The organism is Parabacteroides sp. AM58-2XD (assembly GCF_003463685.1).
GTDB classification, from domain to species: domain Bacteria; phylum Bacteroidota; class Bacteroidia; order Bacteroidales; family Tannerellaceae; genus Parabacteroides; species Parabacteroides segnis.
Genome location: NZ_QSDP01000034.1, coordinates 1 through 21,866, shown reverse-complemented (window position 1 = coordinate 21,866; position 21,866 = coordinate 1). Strand labels below are relative to the sequence as shown.

Here is a 21,866-nt window from a genome sequence, read left to right as displayed (position 1 = left end):
TCCCTTCATATGTCATCGACCTTTATGTCTTTAACCATGAGTTGCAAGGTCGTGTTTCCGTTATATGTATTCTCTTCAATCGTATAGCAGATATTAAAAGGTTTCATCCCTTTAATATGCGGGCTGTGCTGATGCATTCCGAAAGCGATGCCATGGATGGGCGTGTTCGATTTGTCGTCTATCAGTTCCAACTTGATATGTTCCAGTTCTTTGCCGACCAGCTTGCTTGTTCCGTAATCTTTCACGTTCAACGAGCAGAATACCGGTTTCTGGTTGTCCGGTCCGAAAGGATTCATCTTTTTCAGTTCGCTCATGAACTTGGTATTGATGTCCTTCAGGTCGAGAACGGCGTCAATGTCGATTTGCGGGATCATCTGTTCGGGGATAATCTCGTCGGCAGCCAGCTTCAGGAAACGCTCGGTAAATTCGTCCAGATTTTCTTCTTTCAGAGAAAGGCCGGCGGCATAGGTATGTCCCCCGAAGTTTTCCAGTAAGTCACGGCAGTTCTCTATTGCCTTATAAATGTCGAAACCGGTAACTGAGCGGGCAGAACCGGTGATTAGTTCGGATGATTTAGTCAGCACAACAGCCGGGCGGTAATATTTTTCCGTCAGGCGCGACGCAACGATTCCGATAACTCCTTTATGCCAGCCGGGATTGTAAACGATTATCGCTTTCCGGTCTTCCATATTGGCGAATTCATCGATGATGGCGTTGGCCTCGTCGGTTATTTTCTTATCGAGTTCGCGTCGTTCGTCATTGTATTGGTTGATGTTTTCACTCTTCTCGCGGGCTGATTCTACATCTTTGGCGAGAAGCAGGTCGACTGCTTCTTTTCCGTTCATCATCCGTCCGGATGCATTGATGCGCGGACCGATCTTGAAAACGATGTCGCTGATGGTTATCTCTTTCCCGGTAAGTCCGCAGATGTCGATGATGCCTTTCAGTCCCAGGCTGGGATTACTGTTCAATTGCTTTAGTCCGTAATAAGCCAGGATACGGTTTTCTCCCGTAATAGGCACGATATCGGATGCAATGCTGACAGCCGTCAGTTCCAGTAATTTCTCCAGTTCGGAGAAAGGGAAGTTATTGCTTTTGGCAAAAGCCTGCATAAATTTGAAGCCTACGCCACAACCGGACAGATGCTCGTACGGATAGATGGAATCAACGCGTTTAGCATCCAACACCGCAACGGCATCGGGCAATGTATCATCCGGCATGTGATGGTCACAGATAATAAAGTCAATGCCTTTTGTCTTTGCATACTCAATCTTTTCGATTGCTTTGATTCCACAGTCGAGCGAAATAATTAATGTGACTCCGTTGTCGGAGGCATAATCAATCCCTTTATAAGAAATACCGTACCCTTCGTCATACCGGTCGGGGATATAATAATCCAACGTCGATGAATAGGGTCTTAAATACTTATACACAAGCGATACGGCAGTCGTACCGTCTACATCGTAGTCGCCGTAAACCAGAATCTTTTCTTTATTGCCCAAGGCTCTGTTCAACCGTTTCACCGCCTTATCCATATCCGGCATCAGGAACGGGTCATGCAGATCGTTCAGATTGGGTTTAAAGAATTTTCTGGCTTCTTCGGCCGTCGTAATCCCTCTCTGAACAAGCAGGAGACAGATGACCGGGCTGAAACCGATTTCGGCTGCCAGTGCATCTCTCTTATGTAATTCTTCTTCTGTCGGGGTTTGAAAATTCCATTTGTTAATCATTATATATTGTTTTTTTCTTTTTATCTCCCTAAAAATAATGTGCCAATTACTAATGTGCCCATATGCTAATGATAATACCTTATAAAATCCTGATTTCCAGGATTGGCACATTTGCATATTGGACTATTGGCAAATTATTATTTTTGAATCCGTAAAGTTAGAAATTAAAATGGAGAATTTTGGTGGGGCTGGCGAAATATTAACAATAAAATTTCCAGTTTGTGAAACCTGATACACTTCCTATGGTTGTTCAATGGTATCAGCCGGCGGTGGAAAACTTTCATTTGCTTGGCGGTGGTTGTGGCATACAATTATTTTCTGTTTATATCGTTAGTTGGAAAATAAACCTGTATATTTGTCACAATATTTTAAAAAACAATGACGGAAGATATTAAAAAAGCCTGCGAAGTGATGCAGGAAGGGGGTATAATCCTTTATCCGACAGATACTATCTGGGGGATTGGTTGCGATGCGACCAACGAGGATGCCGTACAGCGTGTGTACGAGTTAAAGAGAAGAGCAGACAATAAGGCTATGCTGGTTCTTATGGATAGTTCTGCCAAATTAAATATGTACGTGAACGATATTCCGGATATTGCCTGGGATTTGATAGAAGTAGCGGACAAGCCGCTGACTATTATTTATTCGAATGCGAAGAACCTGGCAAAGAATCTGCTGGCTGACGACGGTAGTGTAGGTATCCGTATTACCAATGAAGAATTTTCCCATAAGTTATGTGAGCGTTTCCGTAAACCGTTGGTCTCTACTTCTGCCAATGTGAGCGGGGAATTGTCTCCGGCCAATTTCTCTGAAGTGTCCGAGGTAATAAAGAATGGTGTGGATTATATCGTTTCCTACCGCCAGGATGATATGAGCAAGGCACAACCGTCGAACATCATTAAATTGGGTGCCGGAGGTCTTATTCAGGTGATCAGATAATAATGAAAAGAAGCAGAGAGGCCGCAAAATACATATTATCGGATTTTATATCGGCAGCCGTAGCCTGGTTTTTATTTAACTGGCTGCGCTATGAAGAACTGGCAGTATATGAGGGCGCTACTTCCTTTACCAGCTATCTGGGGTATGTACAGGTGGTGAAGGGACAGTTGTTCGTTCCGTTCTTTTGGCTGATATTATATTATTTTTCGGGTTACTACAACAAACCATTCGGTAAGTCAAGACTGACGGAGTTATTCTCTACGTTTGTGACGACACTAATCGGAGTGGTATTTATATTTTTTGTTGTGGTGCTGAATGATTTGCCTCGCTCTTTCCATATTTATTATGAGTTGTTCTTCGTCCTTCTCGGATTGCAGTTCTTTCTGACGTATATTCCCCGCCTGGTAATTACACAGAGCGGTTTGCGGAAGATTAAAAGCCGGGAGTTGGCAATGAACGTGCTCATTATCGGTGCCGGGAAGAAAGCAACCCGTATTGCAGGTGATTTGCACCGGATGGGATACCATATTTCAGGTTTTATTCCCGAAGATGATGCGGCTCCGGTAGAAGTGGAGAAAGAGCTGGTTGCCGGAACTTTATCCGGATTGGCTTCGGTTGTGGCAGATAAGAAAATTGATGAACTGGTACTGGCTGCCGAAACGGAGGACAACAAAAAACTGCTTACGATTCTTTATTCGCTTTATCATTATAAACTGCCAATCAAGGTGTTGGCGGATAAGTTGAGTATGTTGTCGCAGGTGAAGATAAAGACAATCCGCGGGATTCCGCTGGTGAATGTGACGGAGAATAACCTGTCGGCGGTGGAAAAGAATATAAAGTTTGTGATGGATAAGGTTGTCTCTGTGTTGGTCTTGCTGATATTTTCGCCGATGTATCTTTATATAGCCTGGCGGGTGAAGAAAGATTCGCTGGGACCGGTCTTTTTCCGTCAGGAACGGATTGGATATATGGGGAAACCTTTTTATATCTATAAGTTCCGGACGATGTATGTGGATGCGGAAGATAACGGCCCTCTGCTTTCATCGGAGAAGGATAAACGGATTACTCCGTTCGGCCATATATTGAGGAAATACCGGCTGGACGAGTTTCCGCAGTTCTGGAATGTACTGAAAGGCGATATGTCAATCGTCGGTCCACGGCCGGAACGGAAGTATTTTATCGACCAGATTGTGAAAAAAGCTCCTTTTTATTATTTGTTGCATAATGTGAGACCGGGTATTACTTCATTGGGAATGGTGAAATACGGTTATGCCAATGATGTCGATAAGATGATAGAGCGTTTAAAGTATGATATATTATATTATGAAAATATGTCGTTAGTGCTGGATATAACAATTTTGATTTATACGGTGAGAACGGTATTTACAGGTAAAGGTATTTGAAATGGCAAAAGAAGGTTTATTTTACAGGTTCCTGTTGTGGAGGGACAAGCATATAAAAGAAAAGCATTTTATTCTGGTAATCAGTTTCCTGGTCGGAATATGCACGGCAGCGTCTGCGATTATCCTGAAACAGTTGATACACCTGATTCAGCATTTACTTACTGGGAATTTTGATGTGAGCGGGGTGAATTACCTGTACCTGCTTTATCCGGTAATCGGTATTTTGCTGGCAGGGTTGTTTGTAAAGTATATTGTGCGTGACGATATCAGCCATGGGGTAACGAAAATCCTCTATGCTATTTCGCAGCGCAAAAGCCGTATCAAGCCTCATAATACCTGGACTTCCATTGTTGCCAGTTCGGTGACGATTGGTTTTGGTGGTTCGGTAGGAGCGGAGGCTCCGATTGTACTGACGGGAGCGGCCATCGGTTCCAATCTCGGACGCCTGTTCCGGATGGAGCAGAAGACGTTGATGCTGTTAGTCGGTTGCGGTGCGGCAGGTGCAATTGCCGGTATCTTTAAGGCGCCGATTGCCGGGTTGGTTTTTGTGATCGAGGTCTTGTTGCTTGACCTGACGATGACGTCGGTGTTGCCTTTGCTGATTTCATCGGTGACGGCGGCGACGGTTTCCTATATTTTTACGGGGACGGAAGCGATGTTTAAATTCTCGCAGACAGAAGTGTTCGAGATAGAACGTATCCCATACGTGTTGTTGCTGGGTGTCTTCTGCGGATTGGTTTCTCTTTATTTTACGCGGGTGATGAACCGGGTGGAAGGGATGTACCGCAAGTTGGGTGTGTACTGGAAGAAGTTCCTGCTCGGCGGTGTTATGCTGAGTGTGCTTATCTTTCTTTTCCCTCCGTTGTATGGTGAAGGTTACGACACGATTGGTTCGTTGCTGAACGGGCAGTTCTCCCATATAATGGATAAGAGTTTGTTCTATGATTTGAATGATACTTACTGGGGAATCCTGGTATTCCTGTTCCTGATTCTGCTGACTAAAGTGTTTGCCTCGAGTGCGACCAATGCCGGCGGGGGATGTGGTGGTATCTTTGCACCGAGCTTGTATCTGGGTTGTATTTCCGGTTTCCTTTTTGCGCATGCTTCCAATTATTTCCCTTTCACCATGTATATCTCTGAGAAGAATTTTGCATTGTTGGGGATGGCGGGAATTATGTCGGGCGTCATGCATGCGCCGCTTACCGGTGTGTTTCTGATTGCGGAACTTACCGGTGGATACGACCTTTTCCTGCCGCTGATGATTGTTTCCATCAGTTCGTACCTGACGATTCTGATGTTCGAGCCTCACAGTATCTATTCGATGCGTCTGGCACAGAAAGGTGAATTGCTGACCCATCATAAAGACCGCGCCGTACTGACTTTGCTGAATACGGATAGCGTGATTGAAAAGGACTTCCAGGTCGTTTCTCCGGAAATGTCGCTGGGAGATATGGTGAAGGTGATTGCAAAGAGCGGACGTAACTCGTTCCCGGTAGTCGATGAAAAGGGCGTTTTGCTGGGAATCGTGTTGCTGGATAATATCCGCAACATTATGTTCCGTCCGGAGTTATATAACAGGTTCCATGTATCCAAGTTCATGGTGTCGGCTCCGGCTAAGATATGTATCGGGACACCGATGGAGCAAATCATGGGTGTTTTTGATGATACAAAGGCTTGGAACCTTCCCGTGGTGGATGAAGAAGGACGTTATGTCGGCTTTATGTCGAAATCGAAGATATTTAATTCATACCGCGAAGTATTGGTAGAAAACTTTTCAGGAGATTAAAAGATGGAAAAAAAAGAGTTACGGATTGTATATATGGGCACTCCCGATTTTGCGGTGGAGAGCCTGAAAGCCTTAGTTGAAGGCGGATATAATGTAGTAGGAGTGATTACGATGCCGGACAAACCGGTCGGACGTCACGGAAGTGTCTTGCAGGCAAGCCCGGTGAAGGAATATGCCGTGTCGCAGAACCTTCCTGTCTTGCAGCCGGAGAAGTTGAAAGATGAGGCATTCCTCGCTGAGTTGCGTGCTTTGGAGGCTGATTTGCAGATTGTAGTCGCCTTCCGTATGCTGCCGGAGGTTGTCTGGAATATGCCCCGTTTCGGAACATTCAATCTTCATGCGTCTTTGCTGCCGCAGTACCGTGGGGCGGCTCCCATCAACTGGGCGGTGATTAATGGCGATACGGAAACGGGTGTGACCACCTTCTTCCTGACACATGAAATAGATACCGGCAAGATTATCCGTCAGAAACATTTGTCGATAGCCGATACGGATGATGTCGGAATCGTACACGATGCCTGATGACTATGGGTGCCGGCCTGGTGACGGAAACGGTGGACTTGTTGCTGGAAGGAAAAGTGGATGCCGTTCCCCAGGAAGAGTTTTTTAAAGACCCGGCAGAACTTCGCCCGGCTCCGAAAATATTTAAGGAAACTTGTCGGATAAACTGGAATCAACCGTTGAAGAAGATCTATGATTTTGTCCGCGGGCTCTCTCCTTATCCTGCTGCATGGACGGAGTTGGTTGCTCCGGACGGAAGCCGCATGGCGTTGAAAGTGTATAAGACGGAAAAGCGTCCGGCTTCGCATGACCTGGCAACCGGCACTATCTGTACGGATGCAAAGAGTTATGTCGATGTGGCTGTTGAAGACGGTTATATTCGTTTCCTGACGTTGCAGCTGGCCGGAAAGAAACGGATGGAAATAAAAGATTTCCTCAACGGTTTCAAACAAATCGGTGATTATACAGTAGAATAATAATGAAGGAAACCAGGCGCATTATCTATATAACACTGGGTTCTTTCTTCCTGATATTGGGAGCAGTCGGCGTATTTGTTCCGTTGCTCCCGACTACTCCTTTCTGGTTACTTACCTGCTGGTTTTATATCCGTAGTTCCGAAAAGTTATATAACCGGGCGATGGATAACCGTTATTTCGGACCGTATATCCGAAATTATCTGGTAGACAAAGCAATCCCGCTACGTTCAAAGATTATCTCGGTGGCGGTGATGTGGCTGTCTGCCATTCTTACTTCTCTTTTCCTTATTGAATATCTTTGGGTGAAAATCTTGCTGATCCTGATAAGTATCGGGGTGACCTGGCATATTCTTTCGTTTCCTACAAAAAAGTAAAATTTCTTTAGCCGTATATAATTAGGAGAGTAACGGATAGATACTGTAATAATGGTAATTATATCTGTAATTCGTCTACCAACAACCTCGCCGGATTGTTCTATTTTTGTATCATCAATAAAAACAAAGAACTCGGTTTATGAACTTAATAAAAAAGAGTAAGTGGCGTATGATAGCAGGAATAATTATAGGTATACTGATCGTATTGGGAGTGGCTGGTATTGCATTTCCGGACATTGATCTGGCTATTCTGGAAAACGGACAATATAACGAAGACTGGCAACATATCCATCTGATGCCGGCTGCCTAGGTGAGGCTGCCCGTGATCTGAAAGCGAAAAGGCTCGTCACTGTCCATCATTCCAAATACGCACTTGCCCGTCATCCCTGGGACGAACCGTTGAAGAATGAACTTGAAGCAGCTACCCGAAACTCGTTGGACCTGATTGCCCCGGAGATTGGACAGGTAGTAGAGTTGGAGGTCCGGTAATTTTGTATCACGTAAAACAATTAAATAAATTATGGAAACAGTAAAATTGAACAACGGCGTGGAAATGCCGATTTTGGGTTATGGTGTCTATCAGGTGACACCCGAAGAATGTGAACGTTGCGTACTGGATGCTTTGAGTGTCGGCTACCGTTCTATCGACACCGCACAGGCTTATTTTAATGAAGAAGGGGTTGGAAATGCGCTTGTTAAAAGCGGTATTCCCCGGAGCGAGGTATTTATCACCACCAAAGTCTGGATATCCAACGGAGGCTATGAAAAAGCAAAAGCATCTATCGACGAATCCCTGCGCAAACTGCAAAGCGATTACATCGACCTGCTCCTGATTCATCAGCCTTTCAACGATTATTACGGTACTTATCGTGCCATGGAAGAGGCCTGTAAAGCAGGCAAGGCACGCGCCATCGGCGTAAGTAACTTCTATCCCGACCGTTTTATCGACCTGGCAGAGTTTTGTGAAATAAAGCCGGCTGTCAATCAAGTGGAAACACACGTCTTCAACCAGCAGATAGAACCGCAGAAAATCATGGAGCGCTACGGCACCCGTGTTATGTCGTGGGGTCCGTTTGCCGAAGGACGGAACGATTTCTTCACAAACGAAGTACTGAAAACGATAGGGGAGAAGTATGGAAAATCAGTGGCACAAACCGCTTTGCGTTTCCTTATCCAGCGCGGTGTCATCGTCATTCCCAAATCAACTCACAAGGAGCGCATGATTCAGAATATGGAAGTGTTTGATTTTGTCCTGACGGAAGAAGATATGCAGGCTATAGCCGGACTCGATAAGGCCAAAAGTCTGTTCTTCTCGCATTACGACCCGGAGATGGTGAAATGGCTGATTGATCTGGTAAAATAATGAAGTAACGAAAAAGGCTTTATTGGCTAATTGTGAGTTGATTACAGTTTCCTCGTAGTTCCGTGCTCAGGAAACTCCAGTTCCCTGCCTAGGAAACGGTAATTTCCTGCGGAGGGAATTCCAGTTTCCCAGGCAGGAAACGCGCGTTTCCTCCTAAGGAAACTGGAACCCCTTCGCAAGTGATTATCTTGTTTCTTTCAGTGCATCTTCCAGACTGATGCCTAACGCATCGGCAATGCCTTTGCCATAAGCAGGATCGGCTTTGTAACAGTTGCGTACGTGACGTTGCTGGATGAACAGTTCGGCACCACCGATCTGACGGGCGGTGTTTTCGAATAATAGCTGCTGTTCGTCAGGCGGCATCAGGCGGAATAAAGCACCCGGCTGGCTGTAATAATCGTCATCGTATTCGCGTTCGTTATAATTATAGATGTCGCCGTTCGCTTTCAAAGGCGGTTCTTTCTTTTCGGGAGAGTCCTGCCATTCGCCGTAGCTGTTCGGTTCGTATCCTTTTGCGGCACCGTAGTTTCCGTCTACACGCATAGCTCCGTCGCGGTGATAAGCATGGAAAGGACAGCGGGGTTTGTTTACCGGTATTTGTTCGGAGTTGACTCCCAGACGGTAGCGTTGTGCATCGCCATAAGAGAAAAGGCGTCCCTGAAGCATCTTGTCGGGAGAGAAGCCGATACCTTCTACTGTATTTATCGGGTTGAATGCGGCTTGTTCCACATCGGCGAAATAGTTTTCCGGATTACGGTTCAGTTCAAGGATGCCCACGTCTTGCAGCGGGAAGTCGCCGTGCGGCCATACTTTTGTCAGGTCGAACGGATTGATACGATAGTTGTCTGCCTGCTCTTCCGTCATCAACTGAATCTGGAATTTCCATTTAGGGAAATCTCCCTTTTCAATGCTTTCAAACAAATCACGCTGATGCGACTCGCGGTCTTTGGCGATGATTGCTTCTGCTTCCTGGTCTGTCAGGTTCTTGATTCCCTGTAATGTCCGCAGGTGGAATTTCACCCAGATACGTTCGTTCTTTGCATTGATAAAGCTATACGTATGACTACCGAATCCATGCATGTGACGATAGGAGTAAGGGATTCCACGTGAGCTCATTGTAATGGTGACCTGATGCAATGCTTCAGGAAGTAACGTCCAGAAATCCCAGTTGTTGTTTGCACTGCGCATGTTTGTTTTCGGATCTCTTTTGACGGCGTGATTAAGGTCGGGAAACTTCAGCGGGTCGCGCAGGAAAAATACCGGAGTATTGTTTCCGACTAAATCCCAGTTACCTTCTTCCGTATAAAACTTCATGGCAAAGCCGCGGATATCACGTTCGGCATCGGCCGCTCCGCGTTCGCCGGCAACAGTGGAGAAGCGGACGAAACATTCGGTCTGCTTGCCTACTTCACTGAAGATTGCTGCTTTTGTGTACTTTGTAATGTCATGTGTGACAGTGAAAGTACCGAATGCTCCGGAGCCTTTGGCATGCATACGTCTTTCGGGAATAACTTCGCGGTCGAAATGGGCCAGTTTCTCCAAAAACCACGGATCTTGTAATAACACTTGTCCACGCGGACCTACTGTCTGGATGTTCTGATTGTCTGCTACGGGACGACCGTTGGCAGCTGTGAGTTTCTTGTTCTCCATAGATGAATTTTTTATCTGTATATAGTCGACGACATTCTACCGTTGAATATTAATGTAACCGAACGGACACAGCTTTTGTTTTTAATTATTGAACAAAAGTAAAATGTTATTCAGCAGAAATCAAATAGGTAATTTTGATAGGCGGATAAGGGTTATTTATCAGGAGAAACAACAAACGGTTGTCCGGCTTGATAAAGATTTGATATTAATTATCAATCTCATTTGGTTTTTCAGATTATTGTAGTATATTTAGCCTTCAGGAATCAAGGCGTTTGCCTAATTGTTGGCTTTGAATAAAAATATGAACTAAAAAAACTGAATAACGCATATGACTGATCTGACTATAAACACTTTATATGAAAACAATCTTTCACTGGAAGGATCGACCCGTATTGATTTTACGAAGACTGTAAATTATATATCAGCTCACACCTCTTTGGATATAGGGATTGTAAAGAACAGATGTCCGTCCAGTTACCATATATCGAATCTTTTATTAAGGAAAGCACAGCTATTATATCGGAATAATGATGTTTCCTGGATAGAGGCAATCGCTGCTTTCGAAGAACTGCATGCAGAATGTTTGCAGAAAGACAGGAAAAATGCGATCGGAGCGTTTACTCTTGCTTTGGATATTTTTAAGTGGATCAGTGAAGGATCGGATTACTTGCAGTCTGTCTATAAAGATGATGTGGAGCTGAAGCGGGAGGAAATCTTTCGGCGGATGGATAATCTGCAAGGGAAAATAGAAGCATGTAAATGCATTTTGGATAAAAGGACCGAATCTCGGCTGGCGAGCATACTGTTCAGGTTGAAAGCGAGCGGGAATCTTTGGCATGCAGAAAAAGAAATCCGGCAGATATTATATCTTTTATCCTATGACACGGATGTTCTGACGAATGCTTTGATGTTGGTTATCCGTTTGATCAATGAACTGATAGCAAGCAACCGAATCGGGAAAAACGAACTTGCAGAGTTATACAGCCTGTTAAAAAGAAAAGCGCAGGCGGTGGAAGATAAGACTGCCGAAGTATGGTACATGGATGAATGGAACACTGTCCATCCGGTTATTACGAATGCGATACAAATACATGCTTTCCTCTACCTGGTATCGAAAGAGGCAGAAGTTGCCGATTCTGACCGGGCGGTGATTGCTGCACGTATTTGCCGGTATTTATCCCGTATCCCTTCTGTTTATGGTGGTGTATTGAAAAATAAATCGTATACGCTGTTAACCGGAGAAAACCGGCTGAACGGCAAAATCCGCTGGGACAGTTTGTGTGATTATGATGAAAGGCGTATGTTGGAACAACTCGTTACGATACCAATTGAAGATGCTGCCTGTCCTGTTTTTGAGCAGGCACTTAAGTGGCAACAGTATAGCAATGCATCGAATACGCTGACACTCGATAACGATGGTTTTACGCTCAGTACACATTTGCCCCATGCTTCCCTTTTATGGAAAGGGCGCAAAGACCGGGCGTCCGTGTTGAATAACAGGTTGTTTGTGGCCTTATTCGATAAACCGGTCTGTTCGTTCGATGCCTGTAAGACCATAAAAGATTACAGGTTGTACTGGAAGCAGCTGGCGGAAGATTTTCCTCTTTCTTTGCAGGGCAGCAAACCGGTTGTCGAGATGTTTCCTGAAGAAGAAGCATTTACTGCGAAGAAGTCGGAAGAAGAATTTCCGGGGATTGTCTATCCTTCGCCTAACGAGCGGGTAAATATTCGTATTTTATCGATTAATAAAGAATCGATGTCGATGTATGCGGAAATAATCGACAAAACTTATCAGGGAATGAAAGCCCGTTTGCCTTTTGCCTATATCAATTCCTGTTATAGCATGATTCCCGGATTTTCCGATCTGTTTTCTGTCAACCAATTGTTTCAGGCTAAAATAAAAGAAGTGGAGAAAGGTGAAATTCTTTTATCCCTGATACAGGATTTCAATGAATTTATTTATCCGGAATGTGTACGGCGGAAAGCATTGTTGGGGAAGGTAGTCGAAGTTCGTGACGGGAAAGTCTGGTGGTTGCTTTCGTCCGGAGCTACGGCTACGACTGCTTTGACCTCGCATAAAAAATACCGGATCGGAGATATCTTTAAGGTTGAATATGTCGGTCTCCTTTCCCACAAACTGAAAAATACGATCAATGTACAGTCGCATGTGCCTCGTCCTGACCATGCGGCTTTCGACCGGTCCGTGTTGGAGAATATACGCGATTTCTTTATATTCCTGACAAAAGAGATTTATAAAGGAGACGGCGACTCCGTGTTATTGACCGAACAGAAGAAAGAGAATAACCCTTTTTTCGTTGCCCTGAAAGATCTGAGCCTGGAAAATGTGAATATTACTCCTTGCGATATGGAAGAAAGCAAAGAAGTAGTGGAAAAAGAGGTGAAGAGCACGCTTGCTGATAACCCGGCATTAACGATCGAACTGGTGCGCGAACTGATCTTTTGCGTGGATTCGCTGGTTTTGGAACTGGATGATTCTACCGAACGGTTCAATGTATATAACATATTGAGTCTCTTGTGTAACTTCACCGGCAACCAGGCGTTGGCTAGTTATTACCAACTTTGTGCCGACTATATATATAATGTAGAAGTGCTGATGACGGAGCCTTATCATACCCGTTTTTCGGAAGCGAACATACAAAAGTTCCGCGATCTGCTGAAGAAGATGGAGCTCATGGATATAAACCGTTATGGCCGTAATCTGAAACAGTGCCGGCAGGTGATACGGGTGATGCAGACGTTGTATGAAAAAGACTCTTTGTCGCTCTTGAACTCTTTTATGCAGGACAAGAACCCGCTTGTTTCGGAATTGGCCCGCTATTTCAGTATTGTTCGTTTTCTGAGGGAGAAAGATACGGAGTTGCAGGAGGTTATCTATAAAAGCATCAACTTGCTGTTGGGCTTTAAGGAACCCGGGAAAGAAAAGAAGACATATGTTCCGGTCTACTTCGGGCACGAAGGCATGGAGAAGGAATTTAAGACATCGGCCTTTATTCATGCCAATAAAAATGCCGGCGAAGATCAGAGTGTCGTCTTGGCCCGTGTCATCGCCTCTTTCATGAATACAGACGGAGGAACGCTTTATATCGGCGTCAACGACAAAGGTTATCTGAACGGGTTGGCAGAGGATTTGAAATTTGCCCGTAACGACAGCGATGTCTACCTTCGTGAAGTCAACAGAAGTATCATTTGCCAGTTGGGAGAAAAAGAAGAAGACCGGAACCGGTATCAGGAAAATATCCGTTGCCGGATCTATGAATATGAAGACGGGAGGATGGTATTGGCCTTTAGGGTGGTGCCGATCAATGAAGTGGTGAAGGTGAAAGGGGTTGTATATACCCGAACAGGCAGTTCAAGTATGGCAAAGGCGGTGTGCAATGTGGACGAGTTTGTTAAACAAAGGCGTACACTGAAACTGGATTCAACACCTAAGAAGCCTGAGTTTCCGGTATTCTTCAGCGAGGAACGGAAAGAATACATTTTTAAGGTACAACAAGACAGTAATGTGCAACAGGAGATTTTTCTCCTGCCGGAAGTAGAGGTAAAAGAAGAGACCGTTCTTCCGCCGATGCGCGAGATAAAAAAAGACAATGAGAAGGGAAAAGCTAAAAACAAAGCGTATGCGTGCAAAACATCCGGTTTGCGAACGAACCCCCTGATAAAGAAACCGGACCACGGATATACGCCGGGGCACTTATTCGTTTCTTTGTTTGCCAATGGAAAGATCGCCAGTTCTCCCAGTCCCAAAATAGGTGTTTGGGGAGGCGAGGGAAAAGTCCTGTTCTCTTATAATCCGGAAGATAAAGAGGATATCCTGGTTGCAGTTTTCGCCAATGGCGAGGTCGGCCTGTCGAATCTGAAAAAAGGAATATCGCAACCCAATACTCCACTGGCATTCATCGATTCGGTAGACGGACTGCTCTTTTTGTCTCCGGCTCATAAAACAGACTATCTTTTGCTGATCGCGGATAAAGACGGGGAGAAAAGATTCCGTATTATAGCATTGGATGATTTTGAAAAGTCGATGAGCATTCAACCCCGTAATACGCTTGTACTCGAACCGGATAAAGGAACGTTCGTCTATGCAGAGATCCTGTCTGCCGAACAGGTCGGAACCCTTAATGAAGATAAATTGTCGTTGAAGGAATTTGACCAGTACAATGCCGGACGGCGATGGGAACATACCGTTTATAAATCGGATGTGGAAGTACTCAGTTCTATGTGCGGGATTACTTTCTGATCATATTGGTGATCATTCCGCAACAGAATAGATAAGAGGATGCGTCGAAAAGTTACAGTCTTTTGGCGCATCCTCTTTTTACAATCTAAAGACCTGCATCAGGCTTTAGTTGCAGTTTTATTGGGAGAGGCTTTGTCCAGCCATTTCTCCTGGAAGGTTTGCATCCATTCGTAGAAGCTGGGGATAAAGGCGGTCGCAAAAATCGTATTGATGGCCATGCCGAATACGACGGCTGCCCCCAATGATACACGGCTGGCTGCCCCTGCTCCGGTGGCAAACAATAACGGCATGACTCCGAGTACAAAAGCGAACGAAGTCATCAGGATGGGGCGCAGGCGGACGTGTCCGGCTTCGAGGGCCGCTTCGCGTATCGGATTACCGGCGGCACGGTAGTCGCGGGCAAATTCGACAATCAGGATACCGTTCTTTGCAGAGAGGGCTATCAGCAGGATAATCCCGATTTGCGTGTAGACGCTGACGGGCACTCCCATAATGAAACAACCGAGAATGGCTCCCAGCAAGGCGATCGGCAATCCCATGATGGCTGCCAGCGGACTTGTCCAACTTTCATATTGTGCCGAAAGAACCAGGAAGGCCACCAGTAAAGCCATACCGAATATCAACATCGTGGTCGAGCCGGCTTTGGTCTCCTGATAGGCGACGGAGGTCCATTCGTAACCGAAATTGTCGCCCAGCTGTTCCTGTATGAGTTCTTCCATCGCCTGTATGGCTTCTCCCGAACTGTATTTCGGATTGGCAATACAAGTGATGGAGGCAGAAGAATACATATTATACAGGTTAATCTGGTCCAGTCCCAATTGTTGTTTCGCTTCCGTAAAAGCGGAGAAAGGAACCATCTTGCCGGAACTGTTTTCCAAACTCAACCGCATAAGATCATCGATGACCTTTTGCGCCTGTCCGCCGGCTTCAATCTTGACCTGATAGATACGCCCGAACTCGACAAAGTCATTTACATAGGCGGCTCCCATGTAATAGCTGAGGGTGGAGAAGACATCGCTCAACTGTAATCCCAGTAACTGCACTTTGTCGCGGTCGATATTCAGACGGTATTGGGGAACATTCGCCTGATACATACTGGATAAACTCAGAAGTTGAGGTTTGGTACGGTATGTTTCCAGCAATGTCTGTATGGCATGCTGCATTTCGGTCGGTCCCAGGTTCTTGCGGTCTTCCAGTTGGAGTTGCAGACCGCCGGAAGCACCCAGGCCGGGAATGGCGGGAGGAACCAAGGCAAAGATCTGTGCTTCCTGGATGCCATAGGCTTCCCGGTTGAAGCGGGTGACGACATCTTGTGCCGTATGACCTTTCCCTTTTCGTTCACTCCAGTTCTTCAGTACGACAAAATAGGTACCGGTATTCGACAGTTCGCCGCCTCCCATCACAGAGAAACCGTTTATTCCCATATAGGTTTTGACTTCCGGATAAGTGTCCAGTATCTTGTTGATTTTCTGGCTGACGGCTTCGGTGCGTGGCAGGCTCGAAGCCGGTGGCAACTGGCTGGAGATAATGAAATATCCGTCGTCTTCTTCCGGGATGAAGGTCGAAGGCCAGCGCATGAACATGACGGCTGCCGTAGCTGAAACGATCAGGAAGATTATCAATGTGACCAGCTGATGTTTCAACATGCGGTCGACAACATCGTCGTAGATCTTCTGCGTTTTGTCGTATACCTTATTGAAGGCTTTGAAGACGACAAACTTCGGGTCGTTAGTGACGCGCAGGAACAGGGCGCAGAGTGCCGGTGTCAATGTCAATGAGTTGATGCCGCTCAGGACGGTTGCGGCAGCAATCGTCAGGGCGAACTGTTTGTAAAGTTGTCCGGAGATGCCGCCAATAAAAGTGGTCGGGATAAATACCGCCAACAGAACCAATACGACACCGATAACCGGCCCGACAAGTTCGCCCATCGCTTTTGTTACCGCTTCGCGTGCCGTATATTTCCCGGTATCCATGTATCGCGACGAGTTCTCGACGACAATGATTGCGTCGTCTACCACAATGGCAATCGCCAGGATCAATCCGAATAACGTTAATGTGTTGACCGAGAATCCCAATGCCCCCATGACAGCCAGCGTTCCTATCAATGAAACAGGAATACTGAGGCAGGGAATGATTACCGCCCGGAAATTCTGGAGGAAAAGGAAAATAACCAGGACAACCAGGGCTGTTGTCTCCAGGAAAGTCACCAACACTTCGTCGATAGAAGCGTTGATGACTTCTGTCGTGTCCAGAGTAACGCCGTATTCGACGCCTTGCGGAAGGGTGGAGGCAATCTCTTCCATCTTTGCCCGTACAGCTTTGGATACTTCCAGCGAGTTGGAGCCGGGCAGCTGGTAGATGGCAATGGCGGCAGCCTGTTGTCCCCGTAACCGTGAAGTCACGTTGTAGGAGGAACTGCCCAGTTCGATACGGGCAATATCTTTCAGCCGGAGTATTTTACCGCCTTGCTCTGTCCGCAGGATGATATTGCCAAATTCCTCCGGCGTAGTCAGCCGGCCTTTTACGGTCAGGGTGTATTGATAAGGATTGTTCGCCTCTGCAATTGGCTGGCCTACGTAACCGGCAGAAACCTGCCTGTTCTGTGTCGAGATAGCCTGGAAAACCATATCCGGCGTCAGGTTGCGGATGCGCATGACTTCGGGGTTGAGCCAGATACGCATGCTGTAGTTGCCGGCTCCCATGACACTTACCGAACCGACTCCCGGCAGACGGGCCAGCTGGTCGGTCAGGTTCAGGCTGGCATAGTTGCTCAGATAAAGTCCGTCGTAAAGAGAATCCCTGGAAGTGAGGGAAAGCATCATCACGATGTTGGATGATTGCTTTTTAGTCGTGATTCCTTGTACGATTACTGCTTCCGGCAGACTGCTTTGTGCAATGCTGACACGGTTTTGTACCATGACGGTAGCCATGTCGATGTCCGTACCGACAGCAAAAGTGATGGTCAGCGAGTAAGCGCCCGAACTGGAAGAGTTGGAGCTCATATAAAGCATTCCGTCCACACCGTTCACCTGTTGCTCGATAGGCAGTCCGACGGTTTGTGAAACCGTCTGCGCATCGGCTCCCGGATAAACTGCCGAAACCTGTACGGTAGGCGGTGTGATATCCGGATATTGGGCGATGGGTAATACGTTGAGTGTGACCAATCCCGCAACCACGATAATCAGGGCAAGAACGGTGGCAAAGATGGGTCTGTTTATAAAGAATTTTACCATGACGTTCTTATTTTATAGGGGTAATACTCATTCCGTCACGCACTTTCAATAAAGCGGTGGTGACGTAACGTTCGTTCGGTTCAAGTCCGCTGACGACCTGGCGTAAGGTGTCGTCTACCAACTGTCCCGGTTCTATATGACGGTACCGTACGATATTGGAATCGTTTACGATATAAAGATATTTGCCCAGCTGGTCGGTGCCGATGGAGGCGTCGCGTACCAGGACGGCATCCCGCTTTTCGCTGTAGGGCAGGGTGATGGTGACGTATAATCCGCTTTTCAGTTCGCCGTCCTTGTTATCCAGGTTGGCACGGACATTCAGTGTTCCGGTCGACAGGTCGACATTGGGAGAGAAATAATCCAACTGTCCGGTGTAGTTTTGCCGTCCGTTGTCTCCCAGATGTACGGCGATTGTTTCCGGCAGTTTGACGGTCGACTCGTTTTGGGCAGCGGTAATCATCATTTTCATAAACTGGTTATCTTCTATATTGAAGTTGACGAACATTTTGTCATCTTTATAAAGGGTAGCCAGCGTGACGGGTTGCGCCGCCCCGTTGATATAATTGCCGATGTCGTAAGTGGCCCGGGTGATTCGTCCGTCGAACGGGGCACGGATATAGCAGTAGCTGAGGTTGGTGCGTGCCGTATTCAGTTCGGCTTCCGAATTACGGACGGATGCTTCCATTTCCTGTGCGGTCGATTGGGCCTGCAATACCTGTATCTGGCTGACGGCTCCGCTTTTGGCGGCTTCTTTCATCCGCTCGTAATTGCTGCGGGCATAGTCGAGTTGCGCTTTGGAGGTTTTAAGTGCCGCCTCGGCCTGGGTCACATTATCCTGATAAGTGTCGGGCTCGATCACGAAGATGAGTTCTCCCTTCTTCACTTTGCTGCCGGCCACCAGGTGGGAGGTCCGGAGATAACCGTTTACCCGGGCCACCAGATTGACGGTCAATTCCGAACTCAGATAACCGGGATAGTCTTTTGTCAGCGTAATATCTTTTACTTCCGGTGTTGCCACGCTGATGGAAGGGGCGGCTGTTTCCGCCGGTTGCTTTTTCCCTTTGCACGATGCCAGCGTAAGGACCGACAAGGCGATCAGGGCGATTCTGACAGATGTTTTCATATTTGTGTTTTTTAGTTTGGTAAACTAACCTTTCTTAATACCCGTTTTCGTCCCAGCCTCCGCCCAGTGCCTGGTAGAGCTGAATCAGATAGACGAGCGACTGGCCTTTGGCTTGTGTCAATTGATTCTCATACGACAGCAGCGAGCGTTGCGCATCCAGTACATTCTGAAACGGCGTCAGTCCCTGTTTATACAGGTCGAGTGAGAGGTCGAGCGTTTGCTGGCCCTGGTTGACTACTTCGCGGAGGGCGACGATTTGTTTGATGGAGTTTTTATAGGAACTCATCGCGTTATCGACTTCCTGTACGGAGGTGAGGACGGTTTCGTTGAACTGCCTGATTGTTTCGTCTAACTGGACTTTTGCCAGGCGGGTTGCCTGTGCCAGTTTGCCTCCCTGGAAGAAATTCCAGGAGATGGCGGGTGCGATTTCATATGTCAGGCTGTTATGGTTGGCTATCTTATCGATGTCGTGAGAAGCGAATCCGATGGAACCTTTGACGAAAACCTGCGGCCACCAGTCGGATTTGGATGCACCCAATGTCGCGGCCTGGGCGTTGACCTGGCGTTCGGCAGAACGGATATCCGGACGACGCAGTAACAGGTTGGCGGGGAATCCTACTCCGACGGTTTCGATGTAATCGGGCAGGGGGCGCGGATGGTCGATCAGTCCTTTAACGTCTTGCGGATACAGTCCCATCAGCACAGCCAGGGCATTCGTGTACTGGATGATACCTGCTTCCAGCATGGGGAGCGAGGCCTTGGTACTGTAATATACGGATTGTGCCTGTGCCACATCCAGTTTTGACACCAGGCCGGTTTCATACCTTTTCTGGGTGATTTCGACTACAGCCTGTTGCGACAGACAGTTTTGGGTGACTACATCGACCTCCTGTTGCAGTTCACGCAGGTTGATGTAGGCCGATGCGACCTGTGCACAAAGCGATACCATGACGGCGTTGTATTCTTCTTTGGAGGCAGCGAAATTCTCTTTCTGCGCTTTCACCCGGTTACGGATACTACCGAATACGTCGACTTCCCAACTCATGGAGAGCGAGGCATCGGCATATTGGGTGATTGTTTGCGGCAAACTACTGGTGTTGCCGCTGCTTTGTTGCCGGTTCCATCCCGCCGATAGTCCCAGCGTCGGTGAATAACTGCCCTGTTGTATGCGCAGGTTGCTTTCGCCATAGCGATACGATCGGCAGCCATCTGCACAGAATAGTTCTGCTTCACGGCCACATCGATCAGGGAATCCAATACCGGATCATTGAAATTCCTCCACCAGTTGTCATCAACGGGTAGGGTTTGTTGGAAATTACTGTCATTCTCCTGCCACGCTTCCGGCAATGCGTGATCGAGGTACTTATGCTTAGCCTGTGCCATCAGCGTCATTGGCAGAAAAAGGCAAAGCATAGTATAACACCATGTACTTATGTGCATAACTTTTTGTTTAGATTTAATTCATAACAGATTAGAGAACAAATAGGTTTGAATAATCGAAAGATTTATCTTTGTGCCCGAAAGGAATAAGGAGCCGGTATAACAATCTGTTTGCTCGGCTCTACCACTTGGTTTATTGAGGATGTTACAAGTATAGAAAATAACCTTAGTTTTGGCGCATAGGATTTCGATAAAATAGAAAAGAATAGTTTTGTAGAATGTTAAATCATTGAAAGAAAGGAAGACAGTGAGTGAACCAGTAGAAAATTAGAATAAGCTTCATGCTCATATTAGGACTCTCTGTCTCTCCGGAACCCAGACCTATATAAGAATATAACACCTTCGTTGTTAAGGTTATTAGGCTAAGTTCTCGTTCCTTTCTCTCTTTAAAATTGGGTTATACAAAAATATGGAAAACTTTTATTTTATCGGTGTAGATGTATCAAAAAAGAAATTGGACATCTGTGTTATTTGTGATTCTAAAGTTGTAACAGAGGAACAAGTGAGTAATCATCCGCAAGCTATAGTAAAGATGATCAACGGATTAAAGCAGAATTTGAATATGGCAAATGAAGATTTTTTAATTTGTGCAGAACATACGGGTCAGTACACATATCCATTGATTTGTGCCTGTAAATCCACCGATTGTAAACTGTGGATTGAAAATCCTACACAGATAAAGTACTCTTCAGGCATGACTCGAGGAAAAAACGATAAGGTTGATGCTAAACGTATTGCTATGTACGCATCCCGTTTTTATGATAAGGCAACTTATTATAAACGACCGTCTGAAGAATTGACTCGTTTGAAACAATTGGAAGCGGAGCGCACGTTATATCTGGTTGATTTATCGAAATATAAAGCACAGATGACAGATCAGAAAGATTATCTGCCCAAAGCAATATACAAAAGCAAATCTGGTAGACTGAGAATATTAATGCAATCCTTGGAAGAGGTTTTGAAAAGGATAGAAGAAGAGATGAATAAAATAATAGAGTCAACAAAAGTATTAAGCCGGCAGATGGATTTATTAATGTTCATAGATGGGATCGGGCGCGTTGTGGCCATGAATATGATAATAGTGACGGAAGCCTTTACACGTTTTGAAAGCCCCAGGCAGTTCTGTTGCTATGCTGGTGTAGCTCCATTTGCTTATACTTCAGGAAGTAGCCAGCATTCGAAAAACAGAGTCTCGCAGAGAGCTTGTAAGTATATAAAAACACTGTTGCATATGTCAGCTGTAGCTGTAATACATAGAAAAAGTGGTGAGCTGAAAGCATATTATGAACGCAAAGTGGATGAAGGAAAGAATAAAATGACCATCATCAATGCTCTACGGGCTAAACTGGTAGCAAGAATGTTCGCTGTTATCAAAAGGAATGAATTTTATTCTCCTATTTTACCGGAATTTATTTGCTAAAATCATAAGAATATGAGCCAATGTGCCAATTTAGAAATAATTGAGCTATCCAACTGTCAATGTGACTCATCTGTTACAGGTTCATTTGCCGTCTGCTTTAGCTGACGGTTTATAAGCAGGTTCTTTTTTGGCTTTAGCCACATTTCTCTCAGATAGAAAGCTTTAAGAAA

Annotated in this window: 11 protein-coding genes and 3 pseudogenes; 9 read left to right on the top strand and 5 right to left on the bottom strand. The window is 46.0% G+C overall.

The features are described 5' to 3' along the window. Window positions 1–5: 5 nt before the first annotated feature. Window positions 6–1,730 (bottom strand): single-stranded-DNA-specific exonuclease RecJ, encoded by a 1,725-nt coding sequence (recJ, locus tag DXA15_RS10320; RefSeq protein WP_007657149.1) that lies wholly within the window; start codon window positions 1,728–1,730, stop codon window positions 6–8. 378 nt (window positions 1,731–2,108) lie between these two features. Here recJ and DXA15_RS10315 point away from each other — a divergent pair, with 378 nt between their 5' ends. The 7 genes and pseudogenes from DXA15_RS10315 to DXA15_RS10285 all read left to right on the top strand — a co-directional run bounded on the left by DXA15_RS10315 (window position 2,109) and on the right by DXA15_RS10285 (window position 8,572). Next, entirely contained in the window at window positions 2,109–2,669 is a 561-nt protein-coding gene (locus tag DXA15_RS10315) for an L-threonylcarbamoyladenylate synthase (protein WP_010802933.1), read from the top strand. A gap of 2 nt (window positions 2,670–2,671) precedes the next feature. Then, on the top strand, window positions 2,672–4,072 hold the full coding sequence (locus tag DXA15_RS10310) for a sugar transferase (RefSeq protein ID WP_128133967.1): 1,401 nt from the start codon (window positions 2,672–2,674) through the stop codon (window positions 4,070–4,072). Window position 4,073: 1 nt separating this feature from the next. Next, window positions 4,074–5,858 carry a chloride channel protein gene (locus DXA15_RS10305; protein ID WP_128133966.1) on the top strand — a complete coding sequence of 595 codons (1,785 nt, stop codon included), beginning with the start codon at window positions 4,074–4,076 and terminating at the stop codon, window positions 5,856–5,858. Window positions 5,859–5,861: 3 nt separating this feature from the next. Next, window positions 5,862–6,835 (top strand): annotated as a pseudogene (gene fmt, locus DXA15_RS10300) (methionyl-tRNA formyltransferase). A 2-nt stretch (window positions 6,836–6,837) separates the two neighbouring features. Beyond that, window positions 6,838–7,209 (top strand): YbaN family protein, encoded by a 372-nt coding sequence (locus DXA15_RS10295; protein ID WP_128133965.1) that lies wholly within the window; start codon window positions 6,838–6,840, stop codon window positions 7,207–7,209. Between the two features lie 226 nt (window positions 7,210–7,435). Beyond that, window positions 7,436–7,698 (top strand): annotated as a pseudogene (locus DXA15_RS10290) (MBL fold metallo-hydrolase); the annotation flags it as partial. Window positions 7,699–7,729: 31 nt separating this feature from the next. Further along, entirely contained in the window at window positions 7,730–8,572 is an 843-nt protein-coding gene (locus DXA15_RS10285) for an aldo/keto reductase (protein WP_128133964.1), read from the top strand. Between the two features lie 183 nt (window positions 8,573–8,755). Here DXA15_RS10285 and DXA15_RS10280 read toward each other — a convergent pair whose 3' ends face one another. After that, window positions 8,756–10,222 carry a catalase gene (locus DXA15_RS10280; protein ID WP_128133963.1) on the bottom strand — a complete coding sequence of 489 codons (1,467 nt, stop codon included), beginning with the start codon at window positions 10,220–10,222 and terminating at the stop codon, window positions 8,756–8,758. A gap of 328 nt (window positions 10,223–10,550) precedes the next feature. Between DXA15_RS10280 and DXA15_RS10275 the strand changes: the two genes are divergently transcribed. Further along, window positions 10,551–14,480 (top strand): helix-turn-helix domain-containing protein, encoded by a 3,930-nt coding sequence (locus DXA15_RS10275; RefSeq protein ID WP_128133962.1) that lies wholly within the window; start codon window positions 10,551–10,553, stop codon window positions 14,478–14,480. 98 nt (window positions 14,481–14,578) lie between these two features. On the opposite strand, the gene DXA15_RS10270 is transcribed toward DXA15_RS10275, so the two are convergent. The 3 genes and pseudogenes from DXA15_RS10270 to DXA15_RS10260 all read right to left on the bottom strand — a co-directional run bounded on the left by DXA15_RS10270 (window position 14,579) and on the right by DXA15_RS10260 (window position 20,276). After that, entirely contained in the window at window positions 14,579–17,713 is a 3,135-nt protein-coding gene (locus DXA15_RS10270; RefSeq protein WP_128133961.1) for an efflux RND transporter permease subunit, read from the bottom strand. A gap of 7 nt (window positions 17,714–17,720) precedes the next feature. Beyond that, on the bottom strand, window positions 17,721–18,836 hold the full coding sequence (locus DXA15_RS10265) for an efflux RND transporter periplasmic adaptor subunit (protein ID WP_128133960.1): 1,116 nt from the start codon (window positions 18,834–18,836) through the stop codon (window positions 17,721–17,723). A gap of 34 nt (window positions 18,837–18,870) precedes the next feature. Then, window positions 18,871–20,276, bottom strand: a pseudogene (locus tag DXA15_RS10260) (efflux transporter outer membrane subunit). Window positions 20,277–20,685: 409 nt separating this feature from the next. Between DXA15_RS10260 and DXA15_RS10255 the strand changes: the two are divergent. Next, window positions 20,686–21,696 (top strand): IS110 family transposase, encoded by a 1,011-nt coding sequence (locus DXA15_RS10255; RefSeq protein WP_128133959.1) that lies wholly within the window; start codon window positions 20,686–20,688, stop codon window positions 21,694–21,696. Window positions 21,697–21,866: the final 170 nt, after the last annotated feature.